Annotated in this window: 17 protein-coding genes; 9 read left to right on the top strand and 8 right to left on the bottom strand. The window is 40.8% G+C overall.

The genetic code is table 11. From position 1 onward, the window contains the following. The first annotated feature begins 41 nt into the window (after positions 1-41). Both HQQ94_RS22740 and HQQ94_RS22735 read left to right on the top strand, forming a co-directional pair. Positions 42-680 (top strand): reverse transcriptase domain-containing protein, encoded by a 639-nt coding sequence (locus HQQ94_RS22740; protein ID WP_254304108.1) that lies wholly within the window; start codon positions 42-44, stop codon positions 678-680. Beyond that, positions 586-1,314, top strand: a complete 729-nt coding sequence (locus HQQ94_RS22735; protein WP_254304107.1) for a reverse transcriptase domain-containing protein — start codon at positions 586-588, stop codon at positions 1,312-1,314. The genes HQQ94_RS22740 and HQQ94_RS22735 overlap by 95 nt, the downstream gene beginning before the upstream one ends. 125 nt (positions 1,315-1,439) lie before the next feature. Here HQQ94_RS22735 and tolC read toward each other — a convergent pair whose 3' ends face one another. Then, positions 1,440-2,783 (bottom strand): outer membrane channel protein TolC, encoded by a 1,344-nt coding sequence (gene tolC / locus HQQ94_RS19600; RefSeq protein ID WP_173296002.1) that lies wholly within the window; start codon positions 2,781-2,783, stop codon positions 1,440-1,442. A gap of 301 nt (positions 2,784-3,084) precedes the next feature. Between tolC and nudF the strand changes: the two genes are divergently transcribed. The 6 genes from nudF to parC all read left to right on the top strand — a co-directional run bounded on the left by nudF (position 3,085) and on the right by parC (position 10,104). Then, positions 3,085-3,684, top strand: coding sequence for an ADP-ribose diphosphatase (gene nudF, locus HQQ94_RS19595; protein WP_173296001.1), 600 nt, complete (start codon positions 3,085-3,087; stop codon positions 3,682-3,684). A 34-nt stretch (positions 3,685-3,718) separates the two neighbouring features. Continuing rightward, on the top strand, positions 3,719-4,180 hold the full coding sequence (locus tag HQQ94_RS19590; protein ID WP_173296000.1) for a DUF1249 domain-containing protein: 462 nt from the start codon (positions 3,719-3,721) through the stop codon (positions 4,178-4,180). A 9-nt stretch (positions 4,181-4,189) separates the two neighbouring features. Further along, positions 4,190-5,029, top strand: a complete 840-nt coding sequence (gene cpdA, locus HQQ94_RS19585) for a 3',5'-cyclic-AMP phosphodiesterase (RefSeq protein ID WP_173295999.1) — start codon at positions 4,190-4,192, stop codon at positions 5,027-5,029. Between the two features lie 215 nt (positions 5,030-5,244). After that, positions 5,245-5,823, top strand: a complete 579-nt coding sequence (locus HQQ94_RS19580; RefSeq protein WP_173295998.1) for a YqiA/YcfP family alpha/beta fold hydrolase — start codon at positions 5,245-5,247, stop codon at positions 5,821-5,823. Between the two features lie 48 nt (positions 5,824-5,871). After that, positions 5,872-7,758: a DNA topoisomerase IV subunit B gene (parE, locus tag HQQ94_RS19575; RefSeq protein ID WP_173295997.1), complete on the top strand. Its 1,887-nt coding sequence runs from the start codon at positions 5,872-5,874 to the stop codon at positions 7,756-7,758. Between the two features lie 72 nt (positions 7,759-7,830). After that, positions 7,831-10,104 (top strand): DNA topoisomerase IV subunit A, encoded by a 2,274-nt coding sequence (gene parC, locus HQQ94_RS19570; RefSeq protein WP_173295996.1) that lies wholly within the window; start codon positions 7,831-7,833, stop codon positions 10,102-10,104. Between the two features lie 32 nt (positions 10,105-10,136). Here the strand turns inward: parC and HQQ94_RS19565 are convergent, their stop codons facing one another. Next, the gene (locus HQQ94_RS19565; protein WP_173295995.1) at positions 10,137-10,328 is read right to left on the bottom strand and encodes a bacterioferritin-associated ferredoxin; all 192 of its coding nucleotides are present in this window, start codon (positions 10,326-10,328) and stop codon (positions 10,137-10,139) included. A 177-nt stretch (positions 10,329-10,505) separates the two neighbouring features. Then, positions 10,506-11,432 carry a D-2-hydroxyacid dehydrogenase gene (locus tag HQQ94_RS19560; RefSeq protein ID WP_173295994.1) on the bottom strand — a complete coding sequence of 309 codons (927 nt, stop codon included), beginning with the start codon at positions 11,430-11,432 and terminating at the stop codon, positions 10,506-10,508. A 47-nt stretch (positions 11,433-11,479) separates the two neighbouring features. On the opposite strand from HQQ94_RS19560, the gene HQQ94_RS19555 reads away from it, so the two are divergent. After that, positions 11,480-11,812, top strand: coding sequence for a DUF3392 domain-containing protein (locus HQQ94_RS19555; RefSeq protein WP_173295993.1), 333 nt, complete (start codon positions 11,480-11,482; stop codon positions 11,810-11,812). 257 nt (positions 11,813-12,069) lie between these two features. Here the strand turns inward: HQQ94_RS19555 and HQQ94_RS19550 are convergent, their stop codons facing one another. The 5 genes from HQQ94_RS19550 to rsgA form a co-directional block, all read right to left on the bottom strand. Continuing rightward, positions 12,070-12,777 carry a glycerophosphodiester phosphodiesterase family protein gene (locus HQQ94_RS19550; protein ID WP_173295992.1) on the bottom strand — a complete coding sequence of 236 codons (708 nt, stop codon included), beginning with the start codon at positions 12,775-12,777 and terminating at the stop codon, positions 12,070-12,072. Beyond that, positions 12,777-15,992, bottom strand: coding sequence for a mechanosensitive ion channel domain-containing protein (locus HQQ94_RS19545; protein WP_375335705.1), 3,216 nt, complete (start codon positions 15,990-15,992; stop codon positions 12,777-12,779). Before HQQ94_RS19545 ends, HQQ94_RS19550 begins: the two co-directional genes overlap by 1 nt. 127 nt (positions 15,993-16,119) lie before the next feature. Beyond that, a complete protein-coding gene (locus HQQ94_RS19540) occupies positions 16,120-16,995 on the bottom strand; it encodes a DMT family transporter (RefSeq protein WP_173295991.1) in 876 nt (291 codons plus the stop codon). Further along, the gene (gene asd / locus HQQ94_RS19535) at positions 16,995-17,858 is read right to left on the bottom strand and encodes an archaetidylserine decarboxylase (protein WP_173295990.1); all 864 of its coding nucleotides are present in this window, start codon (positions 17,856-17,858) and stop codon (positions 16,995-16,997) included. The genes HQQ94_RS19540 and asd overlap by 1 nt, the downstream gene beginning before the upstream one ends. Before the next feature lie 34 nt (positions 17,859-17,892). Next, on the bottom strand, positions 17,893-18,951 hold the full coding sequence (gene rsgA, locus HQQ94_RS19530; protein WP_173295989.1) for a small ribosomal subunit biogenesis GTPase RsgA: 1,059 nt from the start codon (positions 18,949-18,951) through the stop codon (positions 17,893-17,895). Between the last annotated feature and the right edge of the window lie 35 nt (positions 18,952-18,986).

Raw genomic sequence — 18,986 nt, 5'->3', positions numbered from 1 at the left:
GTCATATCCGTCCCCATACAGCACACATATCAGTGAGGAATATGCGAGTTTATCACAGTTTATACGGGCAACTTCTGAGTAAAGAGAAGCTGTATAAAGGATTTAGAAGAGTGTGGAAAGCCAAAGGCGCGGCCGGCATAGACAGGCAGAGCCTAAGCGACTTCGCCTCAAATCTGAGTGATAACCTCGATCAACTTCTTCATGAACTCAGCACTAAGCAATATCAAGCTCAGCCAGTCAGGCGGGTTGAGATCCCCAAAGAGGATGGCGGCGTGAGATTGCTTGGTATTCCAACTATTAGGGATAGAGTCGTTCAACAACCCCTAAACGATCTACTTAGCCCCATCTTTGAAGAGCAATTTCACCCGTCAAGCTACGGCTATAGGCCAAGGCGAAGTTGTCACGATGCGATCAACAAAGCGACATTGTTTATGCGTCGGTACGAGCTTAAACATGTAGTGGATATGGACTTGTCAAAGTGTTTCGATAAATTAGACCACGGGCTAATCTTATCAAGCATCGAAAAGCGAGTTAGTGATGGTAGCGTGCTAAAGCTGCTCGTTCAGTTTTTTGAAAAGTGGTGTGATGGTAGATGGGCACAAGCAAGCGACAGAAGTAGGGAGTCCGCAAGGTGGTGTAATAAGCCCACTGATAGCGAATATCTATCTGGATGCGTTTGATCAAGAGATGAAAAAACGGGGTCACAGAATAGTGCGCTACGCAGACGATATCTTGATTTTATGTCGCAGCCGAGCAGGGGCAGAAAATGCACTCAAGCAGGCGAAGAAGATACTGGAAGTCGAGTTAAAGCTTGAGGTAAACTCGCGTAAAACCCACATAGCAGACAGCAATGAAGGTGTGAAGTTTTTAGGAGTGGAGATAGGTAGTCGATACACACGTATCGAGCCGAAGAAACTAGCAGGGTTTAAATCGAAGCTAAAACAGATGACAAAGCGCAATGGTGGTAAGCCATTAAGCGAAGTGATCAAAGCGGTGAATCCTATTTTAAGAGGGTTCAGTCAGTATTTTCGGATAGCGAATGCGAATAGGGAGTTCGAGAAAATAGCAAGCTGGCTAAGGCGTAGGTTGAGGAGCGTCCAACTGAAGCTGTGGAAAACGCCACAGCGACTTCACAGACGGTTGAAGCAGATGGGGTATAAGCCGCCGTTTAAATCAATCAAGATGAACAGTTGGCGTAACTCACAGAGTCCGTTAGCAAACTATGCGCTGCCCAATAAATGGTTTGATAGCTCAGGGTTAGTGAATCTTGGACATGTAAAAACGGGATATGTGTTCAGCGCAAAGCTGAGTTAAGTATGCAGGAGCCGTATACGAGGTCCGTCCGTACGTACGGTTCTGTGAGAGGGATGAGGCGGTAACGCCTCACCCTACTCGATATGGGATAAAATGGCGATTAAAGCCAATGTTTCTTCCCGTTATTATGGGGTGACAGCTTGAGCAATAAGGCCATTATTGATGGCAATAATATCATCTTCATTCAACGTACCAGCTGCTTGTTTAAGCGCTAAAATCGACTTAATATAAGTATATCGAGCCTCTGATAGTTTTCGTTTTGAATCATAAAGATCACGTGTGCTATCTAGTACATCAACGATAGTACGGGTACCGACTTCAAAACCTGCTTGAGTCGCACTGAGTGCACTTTCTGATGATACCACAGATTGCTCATAAGCCTTGATTGAGCTAATTGAGGCTCCGACGTTATTAAAGTTGTTACGCACATCTTTAACCACTTTACGGTAGGTCTGCTCTAGCTTTTGGCTTTCTTCAACATAGCTGTATTGTGCTTGATTGACTTGAGAGCTGACTTTAAAACCTTCAAAAATGGGTACGCTTAAAGTTAAACCAACATTTGACTCGTCGTAGTCAGGACTATTAATATCGTTTGCTTGTTGCTCAATGTTAGTCGTATAACCAGCACTTAAGCTTAACGATGGCATATGTCCGGCTTTAGAGAGATTGATGGTCTCTTTTGCTATGTCTTTACCAATACGGCTGGTCATTAAATCGACACTATTGGTTTCGGCCATTTTTAACCAATCACTTGAAAGCGCAGGGGTTGGTGTGATGGCGGTAAAACGATTAGTGTCTAAAATATTGATGTTTGTATGGTCAATGCCAGTGATTTCACGTAGCGCTTCGTAACTATTGATTAACTCGTTTTCTGCGAGTATTTCAGCTGCACGAGCCAAATCGTATTGTGCTTGTGCTTCGTGCACATCAGTAATTGCGGTGAGACCGACGGCAAATCTTTGTTTAGTTTGCTCTAGTTGGCGCTCAATGGCACGTTTTTCTGCACCTTGAAACTCGAAGGTATCTTTAGCTAATAACACATCAAAGTAGGCGCCAGTGACACGAATAATCAAGGTTTGTAAGGTTGAAGCATACACGGTATCTGCCTGAGAAGCGGCGAGTTCGGCGATGTCTAACCCCACCCAAGCACTGTGATCATAAATGACTTGATTAAGAGAAACACCAGCGTTGGCGCCACTTGAATCAGAAGTTCCAATATTTTTGTTACTAACAACCTCATCTGACCAGCGTTTATTGTAACCAACACTTGCGCTGATAGTTGGCAATAAGGGGGCACGGTTTTCTTCTATTTGTTCATACAAATTATCACGTTGAGCTTGGGCTTGTAGTGCCACAGGATCACTGATCAACGCTTGTTGGTATATCTGCAATAAGTCATCGGCTTGTACCGCAGAAGCTGTGGTTGCAAGCGTTAAGGCTGCACATATCGTTCGGATCTTGAATTTCATTAGTTGTCCTTTTAGACAAAATCCTCCACTGGAGGAGAAAATTAACTTGTTTAACGCTAAATGATACCTCACAAATTAACGTGAGGCGGATTGCGCTTCCCGACGCTTCCCGATACATCTAAACTTAAATGGTGGTAATCTTTAAAGGTAGATAATAAAAAATTACCTGTTTTTAAGTCAACTCGGAAGTGTAACATTTTTTGATATTAATTATATTATTTCTCCCGATATTGACAATACACCATGTGTGATAGGTATTTTCATGACAATTTGTAGTGGACTGATAGCTAGAGGTTCTGGAATGAAACAGAAATTTAATCACCAAGATATCGAACTGTTGGAAATTAAGCAGGTTTTTAATGGTTTTTTTACCATGAATGAATATCGTTTTAAACACCGTTTATTTAATGGCGGTTGGAGTGAAGAAGTTAAGCGAGAAGTTTTTGAGCGAGGCAATGCGGTTGTTGTGCTGCCTTACGATCCTAAAACAGATCAAGTCGTCTTGATTGAGCAGGTGCGGATCCCTACTATTCATTCGCAAACAACACCATGGTTATTAGAGTTAGTGGCTGGAATGATAGAGCTTGGAGAAGCATCGATTGCTGTTGCGCATCGCGAGTTGTTAGAGGAGTCTGGGTTAGAGGCTCTGCAAATGAATTTTATTTCCAGCTACTTTGCCAGTCCTGGTGGCACCAGTGAGAAATTTGATTTTTTTTGGGCTGAAGTGGATGCGACTTTGGCTAAGGGCATCCATGGACTTGATGAAGAACATGAGGATATTCAGGTGCATGTTGTTAGTCGGGAAAATGCATTTTCTTTAGTTAAAGAGGGGATTATTAATAATGCGTCTACAGTTATCGGGCTTCAGTGGCTTGAACTCAATTACCTTAGTTTATCTTGACGCCATGAACGATTAATGGGCAAGGGTACAATGAATGAGTAAGATGACAAAGTCTCTTAAAGGACAGGTAAATCGTAAGAGGTACCAACCTGATATAAACCAATTTTTAGCACTTTGTGGTCGAAATTATTTCCATATCCTGAAGTGGTTACCAGAGAAGGCTGCTCAAGGCGATACTTGGTCGGTAGAGGAGGGGACGAGTTGTTTGAACGTTCGGCTAATTGAAAATACGCATTATACTCAGCTGATTGAAATTTCAAGGACGCTACCTTTGTCTGACTATATTGATTCACCTTGCATCTCAGTTCGGGTTTATCATGATGCTAAATTAGCAGAAGTGTTAACTAGTCGACAGATTTCTCAGTTGAGTCCAGTATATGATTATCCAAATATCCGTATGTACCATAGAGATGAAAAGTATCAAGTGAATGCTTTTTTGGAAGAATTATTAAAGGTAGGTGGCAGTTTCAGTGCTATTTATCTGTCAGAATGTTAGGGTTAGAATGTGTTAGAAAAGGCCATTTCTTATTCCATTGATGTTGGGTCTAGTGTGAAAGTCGTACAAGTGACGGATCCACACTTATTTGCTGATCAAGATGCCCAATTGTTAGGTGTCAATACTGCACAGAGCTTACAAGCAGTCCTGAGTACAATAAGCAAAGATCACTTTTCAGCTGATTTTATGTTGGCTTCGGGCGATATCAGTCAAGATTATTCAGCAGCGTCATATCATCACTTCGTTAAGGCGCTCTTGCCTCTGGGGCTAGCGTGTCATTATCTGCCGGGCAACCATGATGATCCTAAAATTATGCAGTTAAATATGCAAGGAACCCACATTTTTGGGCAAAAGCGTATTTTGGCCGGAAATTGGCAAATCATCATGTTGGACTCAACTGTCCATGGTAAACCTGGTGGTTTTATCTCAGAGACTGAGCTTGAGCTTATTCGAGAGGCCGCAGAGAATGAGGCTGAAAGGCATATTTTATTGGTTATGCACCATAATCCAATTAAAGTTAATTGTGCTTGGTTGGATCAACACTGGATGAGTAACGGTCATGAGTTTCTTGCACAGGTTGCTCAGCTGACACAAGTTAAAGGCCTATTATGGGGTCATGTACATCAACAGATAGATAAGGAGTATCCGGGCCTTGATGGTCCGATACAGCTCATGGCAACCCCATCTACATGCATCCAGTTTAAACCTCAATCCTCCTATTTTGCTTTAGATGCTGTTCAACCAGGTTACCGGCTGCTAGAACTTAACGCTGATGGACGTATTTTAACGCATGTTTATCGGATCCCTGGTGATAATTTTTCACCAGATAAAAGCGCTAATGGCTATTAGTCCCATGAGTTGGCTCTCATTCAAATGACGGTAACATCGACAATTAAGCATGTTGAGAAGTGACCAGAGACATAATAGTCTGAATATAATTATCAAGGGTGCTTGGTAGAAACTCAAGCAAGTGTTAGCATCTGTGTCATTATGTTGTGAGTTTTTGAAACCAATTTATACCTTAGGATTATATTGCGTTGGCATAATCTTATATACGGGGAATTATGCTGCTTTATATACACGGGTTTAATAGCTCTCCCTTATCAGCAAAAGGGCTAGTGACCGCTCAGTTTATGGCTGAATTCTATCCTGAGATTATTTTCCATCAACCTCAATTACCTTCAGATCCTGCTGAAGGGGTGGCTCTATTATCGTCAATTGTTGAGTCATCATTAGAGCTTGGTGAGACATTGTCCTTCATCGGCTCATCTCTTGGTGGCTATTATGCCAGTTACTTGACTGAGCACTACGGGGGACGATGCGTGTTAATTAACCCTGCGGTTAACCCATTTGAGTTGTTCGACGAGTTCATCGGACCGCAGTATAATCAATATACCAACGAGCATTATCATGTGACGCCTGAGCATAAAGGTGATGTGAAAAAATTTAATACCGCAGTAATATTACATCCAGATCGCTTTCTTGTGTTACTACAGTCAGGTGATGAAATACTTGATTACCGACAAGCAGTGCAAAAATATCATTGCTGCCAAATGATACTCGAAGCTGGCGGTGACCATAGTTTTATACACTATGAAAACAAGTTACCAAGGATCTGTCAGTTTTTGTTGCTTGACAACTAACCATTCAGGCCCGAAACATGGGCTTAATCATTATAAAATGTGTGTGCCATGACAAACCAATATACCTCAGATGCCATTGAAGTTCTCAATGGATTAGATCCTGTAAAACGCCGTCCAGGTATGTATACCGATACCACGCGCCCAAATCATTTAGGCCAAGAAGTTATCGACAATAGCGTTGATGAAGCATTGGCGGGTCACGCAACAAAAATTGATGTTATTTTACATAAAGATAACTCTCTTGAGGTGATAGATGATGGACGCGGAATGCCTGTCGATATTCATCCTGAAGAAGGGATTTCTGGCGTTGAGCTTATCTTAACTAAGCTGCATGCTGGTGGAAAGTTTTCAAATGATAATTACCAGTTTTCTGGTGGTTTACATGGTGTGGGTATTTCTGTTGTCAATGCCTTGTCAAATCGAGTTGAAATCACAGTACGCCGTAATGGTAGTGTCTATGATATCGCATTTGAACATGGTGATAAGGTTGAAGATTTAATCGAAACGGGGACTTGCGGTAAGCGTAATACAGGTACCCGAGTTCATTTTTGGCCAACGGCAAGTTACTTTGATTCGGCTAATTTTTCTATTTCTAAACTCACTTATTTATTAAAAGCTAAAGCGGTTTTATGCCCAGGGCTTAAGATTAAATTTACTAATAAACAAACTGATGAAATCACTGAATGGTATTATGAAAGTGGGTTAACTGATTACTTAATCGCGTCTACTAAAGATTCAATCATGTTGCCTGAAGAGCCCTTTATTGGTGCGATGAAGGGCAATAATGAAGCGGTAGATTGGGCCATTACTTGGCTGCCTGAAGGGGGGGATTACCTTAATGAGAGTTATGTTAACCTGATCCCAACCCCATTAGGGGGAACACACGTTAATGGTTTCAGGCAAGGGTTATTAGATTCTATGCGAGAGTTTTGTGAATTCCGTAATCTTATCCCAAGGGGAATAAAATTAACCCCTGAAGATATCTGGGATCGTTGTAGTTTTATCTTATCGGTGAAGATGCAAGATCCGCAATTTGCAGGTCAGACCAAAGAGAAACTATCGAGTCGTCAATGCGCAGCGTTTGTATCGGGAATTTTAAGAGATGCATTTAGTTTGTGGCTTAATACGCACACTGTTCAGGCAGAAGCTTTAGCAGAATTGTGTATTAATAATGCGCAAAAGCGACTGAAGTCAGCAAAAAAAGTGGCACGTAAAAAGGTAACTTCAGGTCCTGCATTGCCCGGAAAACTGACCGATTGTAGTGGACAAGATCCCATGCGAGGAGAGCTTTTCTTAGTCGAGGGGGATTCTGCCGGAGGGAGTGCTAAGCAGGCTCGAGATCGTGAGTTTCAAGCGATTATGCCTCTTCGTGGTAAAATTCTAAATACGTGGGAAGTGGATGCAAGTCAAGTGTTGGCATCACAAGAAGTTCATGATATTTCAGTGGCCATTGGTTGTGATCCTGACTGTGAAGATCTATCAGAGTTAAGATATGGAAAAATATGTATCTTAGCGGATGCTGATTCCGATGGTTTGCACATTGCTACGCTACTTTGCGCTTTATTCATGAAACATTACAAAGTGTTAGTCGAAAAAGGGCATATCTATGTGGCTATGCCACCTCTGTTTCGAATTGATGTGGGTAAAGAAATTTTTTATGCGTTAGATGAAGCAGAAAGACAAGGTATTTTGGACCGTATTACCGCTGAGAAGAAGAAAGGTAAAGTTCAAGTGACACGTTTTAAAGGGCTAGGCGAAATGAACCCGCTTCAATTACGCGAGACAACGATGGATCCTAATACACGTCGGCTTGTTCAGTTAACCATTGATGATGTTGATGATACAGTGGCTTTGATGGACATGTTACTTGCGAAAAAACGTTCAAGTGATCGTAAAGTTTGGTTAGAAACCAAGGGCGATCTGGCGGATTTTTAGTTCGGTATGTGTATTTTATAAAGAAATGATTAATGAAAAAATTGAATCTGAGCCAAAACGAGATAACGAACAATGAGTGATGCGATAGATTTGAGTTTAGATGGCGTAGAGCAGATGTCGATGCGTCGTTTTACAGAAGAGGCGTACCTAAATTATTCCATGTACGTTATTATGGATCGTGCTTTGCCGCATATAGGTGATGGGTTAAAGCCGGTGCAACGTCGTATTATTTACGCGATGAGTGAACTTGGGTTATCAGCTCAATCTAAGCATAAAAAATCTGCCCGTACTGTGGGTGATGTGCTGGGTAAATACCATCCTCATGGTGACAGTGCTTGCTATGAAGCCATGGTTTTGATGGCTCAGCCATTTTCCTATCGCTATCCTTTAGTTGATGGCCAAGGTAACTGGGGAGCACCGGATGATCCTAAATCTTTTGCTGCAATGCGTTATACCGAAGCTAGATTGTCTAAATTTTCAGAAGTGCTACTGAGTGAGTTAGGTCAGGGGACTGTAGACTGGGGAGTTAACTTTGACGGTACGATGAAAGAGCCTTTGGTGCTCCCTTCTCGTTTACCGCATATTTTGCTTAATGGCATTACAGGTATTGCTGTGGGGATGGCAACCGATGTGCCACCACATAATGTACGTGAATTAGTCTCTGCTTGTATTGAGTTATTAGATAACCCAAAAGCAGACCTAGCTAAAATAATGGAGTTTGTTCCAGCGCCAGATTATCCTACCGAAGCTGAGATCATTACGCCAGCAGCAGACATCACTAAAATTTATGAAACAGGACGCGGATCGATAAAAATGCGTGCTGTTTATACTATCGATAGCGGTGAAATAGTGATCACTGCGTTGCCTCATCAGGCAAGTAGCGGTAAAATTTTAGAGCAAATAGCATCACAAATGCAGGCTAAGAAGCTGCCTATGGTGATCGATCTTAGGGATGAATCCGATCATGAGAATCCTGTTCGCATGATTGTGGTGCCACGTTCAAATCGGGTTGATTGCGATCAGGTGATGGCCCATTTATTTGCCACAACGGATTTAGAAAAGTTTTTCCGAGTTAACCTGAATATTCTTGGGTTAAACGGGCGGCCTCAGGTGAAAGGTTTATTACAGATCTTGACTGAATGGTTGGAATATCGTTTTTTGACGGTGACACGTCGTGTTCAACATCGGCTTGATAAAATTTTATCGAGACTGCATATTCTTGATGCGTTAATGATCGCGTTTCTTAATATCGACGAAGTGATTGAAATCATCCGCTATGAGGAAGATCCCAAAGCGGAATTGATGTCTCGTTATCAATTATCTGCATTGCAAGCCGATGCGATTTTGGATTTGAAGCTACGTCATTTGGCCAAGCTCGAAGAGTATAAAATTAAGGGCGAGCAATCAGAACTTGAGATTGAGCGTGATAAACTGCAGCTATTACTCAGTTCAGATAAACGCATGAAAACTCTAATTAAGAAAGAACTGAAACGTGATGCTGAAGATTATGGTGATGCTCGACGTTCGCCTTTGATTGAGCGCAGTGAGTCTAAAGCCTTAACTGAGCACGAATTAGCGCCTGTTGAAGCTGTTACTGTGGTGTTATCGGCAAAAGGTTGGGCGCGCTGTGCTAAGGGGCATGATATTGATGCAACAGCCTTATCTTATAAGTCTGGTGATGATTTTAAGTGTTCTGCTGTGGGGAGAAGCAATCAATCTAGTGTCTTTATAGGCTCTACAGGCAGGGCGTTTGCGACAGAAACTCATACTTTGCCTTCTGCAAGAAGTCAGGGAGAGCCAATCACTACTCGGTTTAATCTTTCTCCTGGTGAAGTTATGGAGCATGTGTTGCTCGCTGATGAAGATAAATTTTATCTATTGGCTTCTGATGCCGGATATGGATTTGTTGGCGCTTATAAAGACATGATATCGAGAAATAAGGCTGGGAAAGCATTATTAACGTTGCCAGTGTCTTCTAAAGTACTCAAACCTCAATTAGTCGATAAATCACGAGCGGAGTCGATTCTTGCGATTACTAACGAAGGGAGAATGTTGCTGTTTTCTCTGGAAGCTCTGCCGCAATTGTCTAAAGGCAAAGGAAATAAGATAATAGGTATTCCAGGTGATCGTGCCAAGGCGCGTGAGGAATTGTTGATCCACTTGCACGTTATCCCTGAAGATACTTGCGTAACACTTTGGGCGGGGAAACGTAAACTGACACTTAAACCTAGTGATCTTGAACATTATCGAGGTGAGAGAGGTAGACGAGGTGCTAAATTACCAAGGGGGCTTCAACGTGTTGATAGTGTAGAGCTGGGGGAAGGAGTACCCATATCCACTGAGTAACAATAAAAAAAGCTGCCATTGGCGGCTTTTTTTTAGGCGACTTCGTAGTAGTTAGGTTGAGCATTAATTTCTCTTTGGATTATGTGACAGGCCATTTTGACACATTTACCACATTGATCACCCACACCTAAGCGTTTTTTTACATCGGCTAAAGAACTGTCTCCTTGGATAACAGCGTTTTTTATTTGACTATCGGTCACTGCATGACAAAGGCAAACGTACATATGTTGGCACCTGAAATGATTGTTGATCTAAGTATAAATGAAAATAATTCTCAATGCCAACATGAGACTAGTTCTTCTCTAAAATAAAAATGGCCACTGGTGATGTAAAGTGACTCAATATTTATTGAGCCACTAAACGTTGAGTCTAGATTTGTCAGTAGGGGATATATCGTTTAATTAATACCCTCGAGCGAAGTTGACATTGTGTGACAGTTGCTCACCTTGGAGTAGTTTATGGTAGTTATTTGAAAATATCTCTACAACCTGCTCTGGGAAACTTGGCGTTGCGATATATGGTGCGATGGTCACATTTTCTAATGACCATATAGGGGATTCTTTTGGTAAAGGTTCTTGGTTAAACACATCTAATATTGCTTGTTGATCACTATTTTTAATTAATTGCATATAGAGTGCATCCAGATCAAGTACATCACTGCGGCCTAAATTAAAGAAAATAGTGCTAGGTTTCATTAAAGAAAGCAGCTCTGCATTAAGCGCACCTCTTGTCAGCGGGTTGCTAGGCAAAATACTTGCGATGACATCAGCTTGTGTGATGTGGTGAGCTATGTTGGCTAAGGTATCAATTTTATCAAAGCCCTTAGTCGGTTTTGCGCCACGGTTTATTCCTGTTACATACATACCAAATTTCTTTGCTGTTTGGGCAAGATGTTTGGATATATTCCCAGTCCCTAGGAGTAATATTTTTTGGCCCATCAGCATTTTGAAACTACTAGGGAACGTGTTTTTTTCAAATTTTTGAATTTGCTCCTTGTTATGCTCTTGTCGATGTGCCAATACATAGCTGTACATATATTCACTCATCAAAGGCCCAAGGATCCCCCTGACGTTGGTGAGCTTATAATCTTTGCGTTGACGAGGTTGGACTAAAGCATCTACACTCGCCACCGTTGATTGTACCCAAGTTAGTTGATTTGCATGAGGGAGTAAAGGTGCTGCTAGCGCAGGCTCTGCTAGCCAAATATCAGCGTTTACAATGCTACTCGGTTCATCACCAAGTAAAGTGATTTCTGGAAGGTGGCAGGATGCCAGCAGCTCTTGATAGTGATCATTTTGACTCGTTAATAATAGCAACTTGTGTCTCATGACTTCTCCGCTTACTCTTAACTTGATTTTTATTAATGGATCTAAATATGCAACAAATTATTTCAATTTTTCATCAAGTCGGTAGCTTGCTATATCCCTGGTTGAGTGAGATATCTACAGCTATTATAGCTTGTTTTTTGGTGGCCTTTGGTACTGATATTAATCGTTTTTTAAGACATCAATTGCAAGGGAGATCTTTTATATTGCGCACGGTTGCTTTTGTGATGGTTAACGCTTTTGGTTATGGCATGTTAATCGTGACCGTGAGTCCAGTGCTTGCTAACAATATGGCGAAATTATCAGCCCCTTGGCTATTGTGGACTGTGATATTAAGTTTTTTGTTTATTGGTAGTTGGGCGCAGAAAAATCGTCAAGTGTGATTTTTATGGTATATAGCGAAGACATGTCACTCTGTTTGTTCCAGAATCACTATCGGATTGGAGAATGTAAGGCGAACCATGGTGATATGGCTATTGAACAGGTAAGTGTGCGGCATTTATTGCTGAGATCGAGCGAATAATGCATGAGCCATTATTGAGGGGGACACAAGGCGCGTTGCCAAGGGACAATAAATGGTTTTAAATTCTGCCCTTTAGCGACATGCATAATACAGCATGTCGAGCCCGTTTAGGTGTCATTATGCGTTTATCTCTTTTGTCTCTAAAATGTTGGATGCCCTATCAGGATAATTGGTAAATATACCATCTACCCCCATATTGAATAACATGTTTACATCGTCTGCATGATCGACGGTATATACGAAGACTTTCATTCCTTTCGAGTGTGCATCATTAATTATTTCTTGATTAATAAAGCTTAAACTTAGGTTAATAGAGTAAGCATTTAACAGTAGTGCGGTATCAGTATTGTTAAGTTGAACTCCCTCAATGAGAAGTGAGATATAAGCGGTAGGAAATGATAGACGGCATTGTTGTAAAAATGGGTGGTTGAATGATGAGATGATAAGTTGGTCAAGACGAAAATTAAGTGTGGTTAATAAGTTAGGGTACATTTCGATAAAAGGGGCTAAACAGGTCATCCCTTTTAGTTCTATATTGACAGTACAATCGTGCTGGCTTAAGTAAGACATTACTTCCCATAAGGTTGGTATTGGTTCTTTATCAACTAACAGCGTATTGAGATAGTGTTGTGTTACTTGTTCTATGAGGCCTTTCCCACTGCTTTTATCATCCAGCCTTCTGTCGTGATAAACATACAGCTCACCTTCGACACTGTGGATATCCAGCTCAATGAATTTAATGCCTAATTCAATAGATTTTTTCATGGCAGCTAAGGTGTTTTCTGGCGCGTAGCCACTGGCGCCTCTGTGTGCAAAAATTATCATTAGGTTCTAATTATCCCTTGCGTTTCTTTATTGTGAGTGTTGTTGATATGTACTTCCAATTGTGGGAAGGCGAGTTCAAGATTATTTTCACGTAGTTTTTTGCTGATTTCTTTATGTAATTTATGACGAAGAGGCCAACGAGTGTTCATGTCTTTAGCGTAAGCTCTTACTTCGTAGTCTTGAGTATGTTTCCCAAATCCTGCAAACCAAACCTCAGGCTCTGGGATGGTTAATGCTTCATCGCACTTTTTAATCGCTTGATATAAAGATGCTTCTACGCGTGAAGGATCTGAATCGCGCGCGACAGAAACATAAACAATCACGCGTGTTATAGGATCTGAAAGCGACCAGTTAATCAATTGTTCGGTAATAAAAGCTTTATTAGGAATAATGATCTCTTTTCTATCCCAATCAATAATCGTAGTGGCACGAATTTGAATTTTACTGACAGTACCTGTGAGTTCTCGGATTGTTACGGTATCGCCAATACGCACTGGTTTTTCAAATAAAATGATGAGACCTGAAATAAAGTTTGCGAAAATCTCTTGTAAGCCAAAGCCTAAGCCAAGAGAAAGGGCTGCGATGAGCCATTGCAATTTTGACCATTCCATCCCTAAAGTAGAAAAACCGCTCAATAGACCGAAAAATATAACCAGATAACGACTGACCGTGGTGATTGCAAACCCAGTACCTTGACTCAGATCGAGTCTTTGTAAAATGGTTAATTCGATTAGACCAGGTAAATTAGTGGCTATCATAAGTGAGAAACCAACAATGATGAGACTTAACAATAAGGACTTTAGTGTGATCGGTAACAGCTGCTCTATCCCATTGGCTGTTGTATTACTGGACCATAAAGTGATCCCGTCTAATAAAGAGAATAAGGCTGTATGAGTTTGTGTCCACAAGCCTACTAAACTCACTAGGAAGGCTAAAATCAACAGTGAGCGAACCAACCCTAACGATTGACTAGAAATAGTCTCTAAATCAACCTGAGGCTCTTCATAGGTGTCGAGAGGATCATTGCTATTTTGTGTGTCTTCGCCTTTTTCGCGTTGTGATAGTATTTCTGCACGACGAGCTTTAGCTCGATCAAAGGCGATACGCCGGCGTTCTATTAACATCCAGCGTTTTATCAATTGATAAAGCAACATGAAGCCTAGAGAGAGCACTAATGAGATTTGTAGCTGTAATAGCATCTGAAAAGCAGTGTAATAGTAGCCTCTAAATGCTAATCCAGCGCAAATAGGGGGAATGAGTAAAAGAATGGACCATAATATGCGTAACTGTAATTGTTTGTTTTTACCATCTTGCTGCATAAGGTGTTGTTTTTTAGAGAGTAAAAAAACTTCTTTGTAGAACATTAAGAGTAAGATACAAAAAATGATAAAGGCGCCTCGGCCAATACTATTCCTCAATATTGAATTGTTTATTACCTCAGTAACACCCATTATACCAAAGAAAGGTGTGGCCATAATAGTAAAGGTTTTTATCTTGAGTTGACCTTGGCTAATCAGCTTTTTATGCCCTTTAAAGTGGCCGATTAATAGCCCATTGTTTAGCGCAAGTAAATAAGTAAAACGGTATAAGAGATAGACTAATCCAATAGCAAGTACTCCCATGCCGATGGCAGCAACCATATTTTGATCCGACTCCAGCATTATTATGCCAGCAAGTATCACCGAGGCAGGTTTAATGATGCTGTAGATGAAAGTGTTAATAAGCGCTCTTAAGGTGTTAAAAAAACTATCTTGGGTAACATTGCCTACAAGTGTGACGTCTTGCTTCATTATTTGGTTAAACTTTGGCGTTAAAATATCTTGCGTGATCAAAGTAATAATGAAGAGAATAAGCCACCATGACCATAGTTCACTTTGTTTATTTATCGATTCTGATACTTGACGTAATGGTTGTTGGGCAATGAGCCATTGAGTACTCTGGAGTAAATCTTTAAACCATGGCTTACCGATAGCGTTTGCATTTGGAACCCAGAACAAATGTTCATTTAGCGTACTTTTAAGGGTTAAGTTTTGTTGAGTCAGCTGTTCGTATATGATTCTAAGATCAGCCAGTTCACTCAAATAAAGTTCATAGCCTTGTAGTAACTGGATCAGCAAGTAGTGTTGAGAGTTTAATAGCTTGTTTTGCAGTTGAGTAAATGATCCGCTTGATAATACTTGTTGATTATTGAGAGTTTGATCTTGTTCGAATTGATATTTTATCAGCCTAGTATTCGCAATATCTGTTTGTAATTTGTCTTGATCTGGAGGAGAGGGTAGAGATTGTAGTATTTGTAAAAAACGTTCACCAAAGGCTGAGTTTAGCTTAATCCAACTAATTTGTTGTTGAATATTAGCCAGTTGTTTAGCTTGTTGTTGATATAGATTTTCGGCTTTTTCTTGCTCTTTTACTGCTTGATTGGTCTGTAAAGTCAGTTTTTTTAGCTCATCGGCATAAGCTCGATTTTTTTTGCTTAACTCCTGAGTGAGCGGGTTTTGTTCGTTAGATGTTTCGATAATGCTTTGGGCTATCGTCGAATCTGTTTTGCGTTGGCGCTGCTGTGCTATTTCACTATTGAGTGCCTCAATCAGGCTTTCTTGTTGAAATAATTGTTTTCTAACCAGTTCTACCTGTTGCTGATTGAGGTTGATGCGTTTTTGACTGCTGGTAAGTTCTGCTTCGAATGTTGAAAGGCTTTGTATATAGAGCTGTCGTTGTGCGGTAAGTAACCTGCTGTCTAAGTTGTTTGTCTCAGGGATGTGATTTTTGTTATGAGTCGACAGGTTTTGTCTTGCACGAGCAATCTTATTGGGCAGTTGGTTATGCTCTTTGGTGAGCGAAGTTATTTTTAGATTAAGCTCAGCTTCAACTTCTTTTAATTCAGAAAGTCTTAGATAAGCAAATGAAGCTTGTTGAGTTAGTCCCTGCTTTTTTGACCAAGTTAGTGTTGTTTTAGCTTGCTCGAATTGACGGGCGATGTTCTTTTTATGTTCTTGATAATTATTGATTAAATCTTGATAGTTTTTCTCTACTTCAGCCAGTTCATTGGTCGTGCGCTCTAAATGAAGCAGTTTTTCTTCTTCAGTTAAATTGTCGGTTGGAGGTTGATGAAAACCTAATCGATTATTGATATCTAAAGGGGGAGTAGCGTTAGCTGTCACTGAAAGCATGCAACATGTAAGTAATAAAAGTAAGCGCATAGTAGTTGAAAGCATAAACTGATGCTTGTTTAGAGATCGAGTAATGTATATTACCAATAAAATGAAAGATTGATATCGCGAAATTTTAATTTCAAATAAATTTAATAAAAATGCGGGTTATCGTGTTGGTGTCGTTTGATTTTTACGTTGCTTTTTTTCTGTTTTTTCGAGTCTCAAATATCGCGGTAGCAACCACTAGTATTCCGCCTATTGCTGTTTTCATATCCAGATTTTCCCCTAAAAAGAGTAAAGCTAACATCGACCCGTAAAAAGGCTGAAGGCAAGACACTAAACTCACTGTTTTAGCACTTAAATGTCTCAGTGAAGCGGTAAATAAGGCGTGAGGGATTGCGGTAAACACGACACCAAGTAAAAGTATTAACCACCAAATATGCTGCGTTATTTGAGCAGGTTCAATAGTCTGCCAAGGTGCAAGAAATAGTACAGCAACACTGGTTTGATAGAACATGGCTTTAGTGCCCGAATAGGCAGAAAAATATTTTTTATGTAGTAAGTTACGTGCAGTAAAAAATACAGCGGATAACATCCCCATTGCTATGCCTAGCGTTACATTATTGCCTAAATTTGCTTCAGGAATGAGCAGTATGACCCCAAGCAGTACAATGGTGGCACTTATCATATCGACTTTTTTTATATGATGACCAGTAACAATGGGTTCAATTAGCACAGTCATCACAGGATAAGTAAAGAAAGCTATCATACCAATAGCCACCGACGAGAGCTGCATTGAAGCAAAATATGTGACCCAATGTAAGCTAACGATAATACCCAGACCTGCTGCAATAAAGTAATCTTTTGTGGCATTGAGCCGTAATTGTTTTTTGCTCACTTTAACAATCAATGCTAAGACAAAGGAGGCGACAATACAGCGTAATAAAGTAATATCGAGGGCACTGAGTGGGATCAGCTTCGAAAAGAGTGCTGTGCCACCAAATAGCAACACAGCGGTATGTAATTCGACTAAACCAGATTGCTTATGGTGATCTGCTTGGGACATTAATGTTGAATTTTGGCGAATAGTTGGCCCATTCGAGTGACAGCTTTTGGCGTAACGCCATCGGCAAATTGATTTAATGCATCTTCAGCAAATAACATGACTACAGTGCTACCTAGCTTAAAGCTCCCCATTTCATCACCTTTGTCTAAGGTCAGAGCATCTGGACCTGTTGTCGGATATTCCCAGCTACAGACTTTCTTTCCTGTTGGTGGTGTCACAGTCCCAGCCCAAACGGTTGCTATACTGGCTACAATTGTCGCGCCGACAAGTACCATAGCAACTGGCCCTATCTCAGTTTCAAAAATCGCCACTACGCGCTCATTTCTGGCAAATAGCCCAGGAACATTCTCGGCAGTTAAGGGATTTACCGAGAAAAGCTCACCGGGTATATAGGTCATTTTCGATAAAGTACCTTTGATTGGCATGTGAATTCTGTGGTAATCCTTTGGAGCTAGGTAGATAGTAGCGAAATCACCATTTTCAAACCTTTTCGCATCATCAGCGCGACCACCTAACAAGGCAAGTGATGAATATTCATGACCTTTAGCTTGAAATATTTGGCCATTGTTTATTGCACCACATTGGCTAACAGCACCATCAACAGGATGAACAATATAATCTTTATCTTTTGATATCGGGCGGATACCAGGTTTGAGTGAACGAGTAAAAAAATCATTAAAAGTGCGATATGCAGCGGGCGAGCTCTGGTCCGCATCATTCATATCGACATTATATTGCTTGATAAACCATGTGATTGCAGCAGTGGTGATTTTCCCCATTTCTGCTGCAGCTAATTTACCTACAATACGTGATACTAAATGTTTTGGCATCATGTATTGCAGCGAAATTTTTACTTTATCCACTTTGCTATTTTCCCATTGATATTATTAGTCTATTTTAATTGTCAGTGTCAGCTATAAAATGTCGAGCGTGACGTTGTTCATGTAATGTTGAGATGATTTTGTGATAATTGTTATACCTATCTTCGGCAATTTTACCTTCTTTAAATGCTTGAGTTATAGCACAGCCAGGATCTGTCTTGTGTTTACAATCTCTGAATTTACAGGTACCTAAATAGTCACGAAACTCAATAAAACACCAACCTACACGCTCAGCAGGGAGATGCCACAAGGCAAATTCTCGCACTCCAGGAGAGTCAATAAGATCACCACCACTGGCAAAATGGAGTAATTTTGCTGTCGTGGTTGTATGTTGTCCTAATCCTGAGTTTGTTGACACATCACCGATAACGAGTTCAGCATCGGGCATCATTGAATTAATCAGTGAAGATTTACCCACTCCAGATTGACCGACAAATACGCTAACATTTTCGTTGAGTAGTGCCTTTATTTGCTCAACACCCTCACCTGTTTTACTGCTCACTTTCAACACTTGATAACCAATGTCACGATATCGTTGAAGGGCTTCTTCTATTGAATCTTCCTCTTCTGGAGAAATTAAATCAATTTTATTTAAAATAATTACAGGAGCGATATGGGTGTCTTCTGCAGCGACAAGATAGCGATCGATAATCTGTGTTGTGAAGCTTGGGACGACAGAAGAAACAACCAATATTTGGTCAATATTAGATGCTATGATCTTAATGCCGTCATAGATATCTGGTCGAGAAAGTGAGGAATGGCGAGGGTGAACAGCCTCTACGACTCCTGCGATACCGGTATCAGTATCTTTTGAAAGTCGGACCACAACTTTGTCGCCAGTCACTAAACTTTGAATGTTTCGCCGCATATTGCAGCGTACAATTTGAGCTAATTCAGTTTCTATATCGGCGTGTTGGCCAAAACGAGATATAACAGTTCCGAGCTGTTCTGGCCCAAGTGAACTATCCTGTAATTCAGGGGTACTGTTACCTGAATCGTGCCGCTGAAGTCTTTTTTCTTGATTGGCCCGCATTCGGCGTCGCTGACCTTGACTTAGGGGTTTCTTTTTACTCAAAGTTTTGTCATCGTTTAATAAGGTGATTTTGTGTA

It is taken from the genome of Shewanella sp. VB17 (genome assembly GCF_013248905.1).
Classification (GTDB): Bacteria; Pseudomonadota; Gammaproteobacteria; order Enterobacterales; family Shewanellaceae; genus Shewanella.
This window is presented reverse-complemented; position numbering and strand designations above follow the sequence as displayed.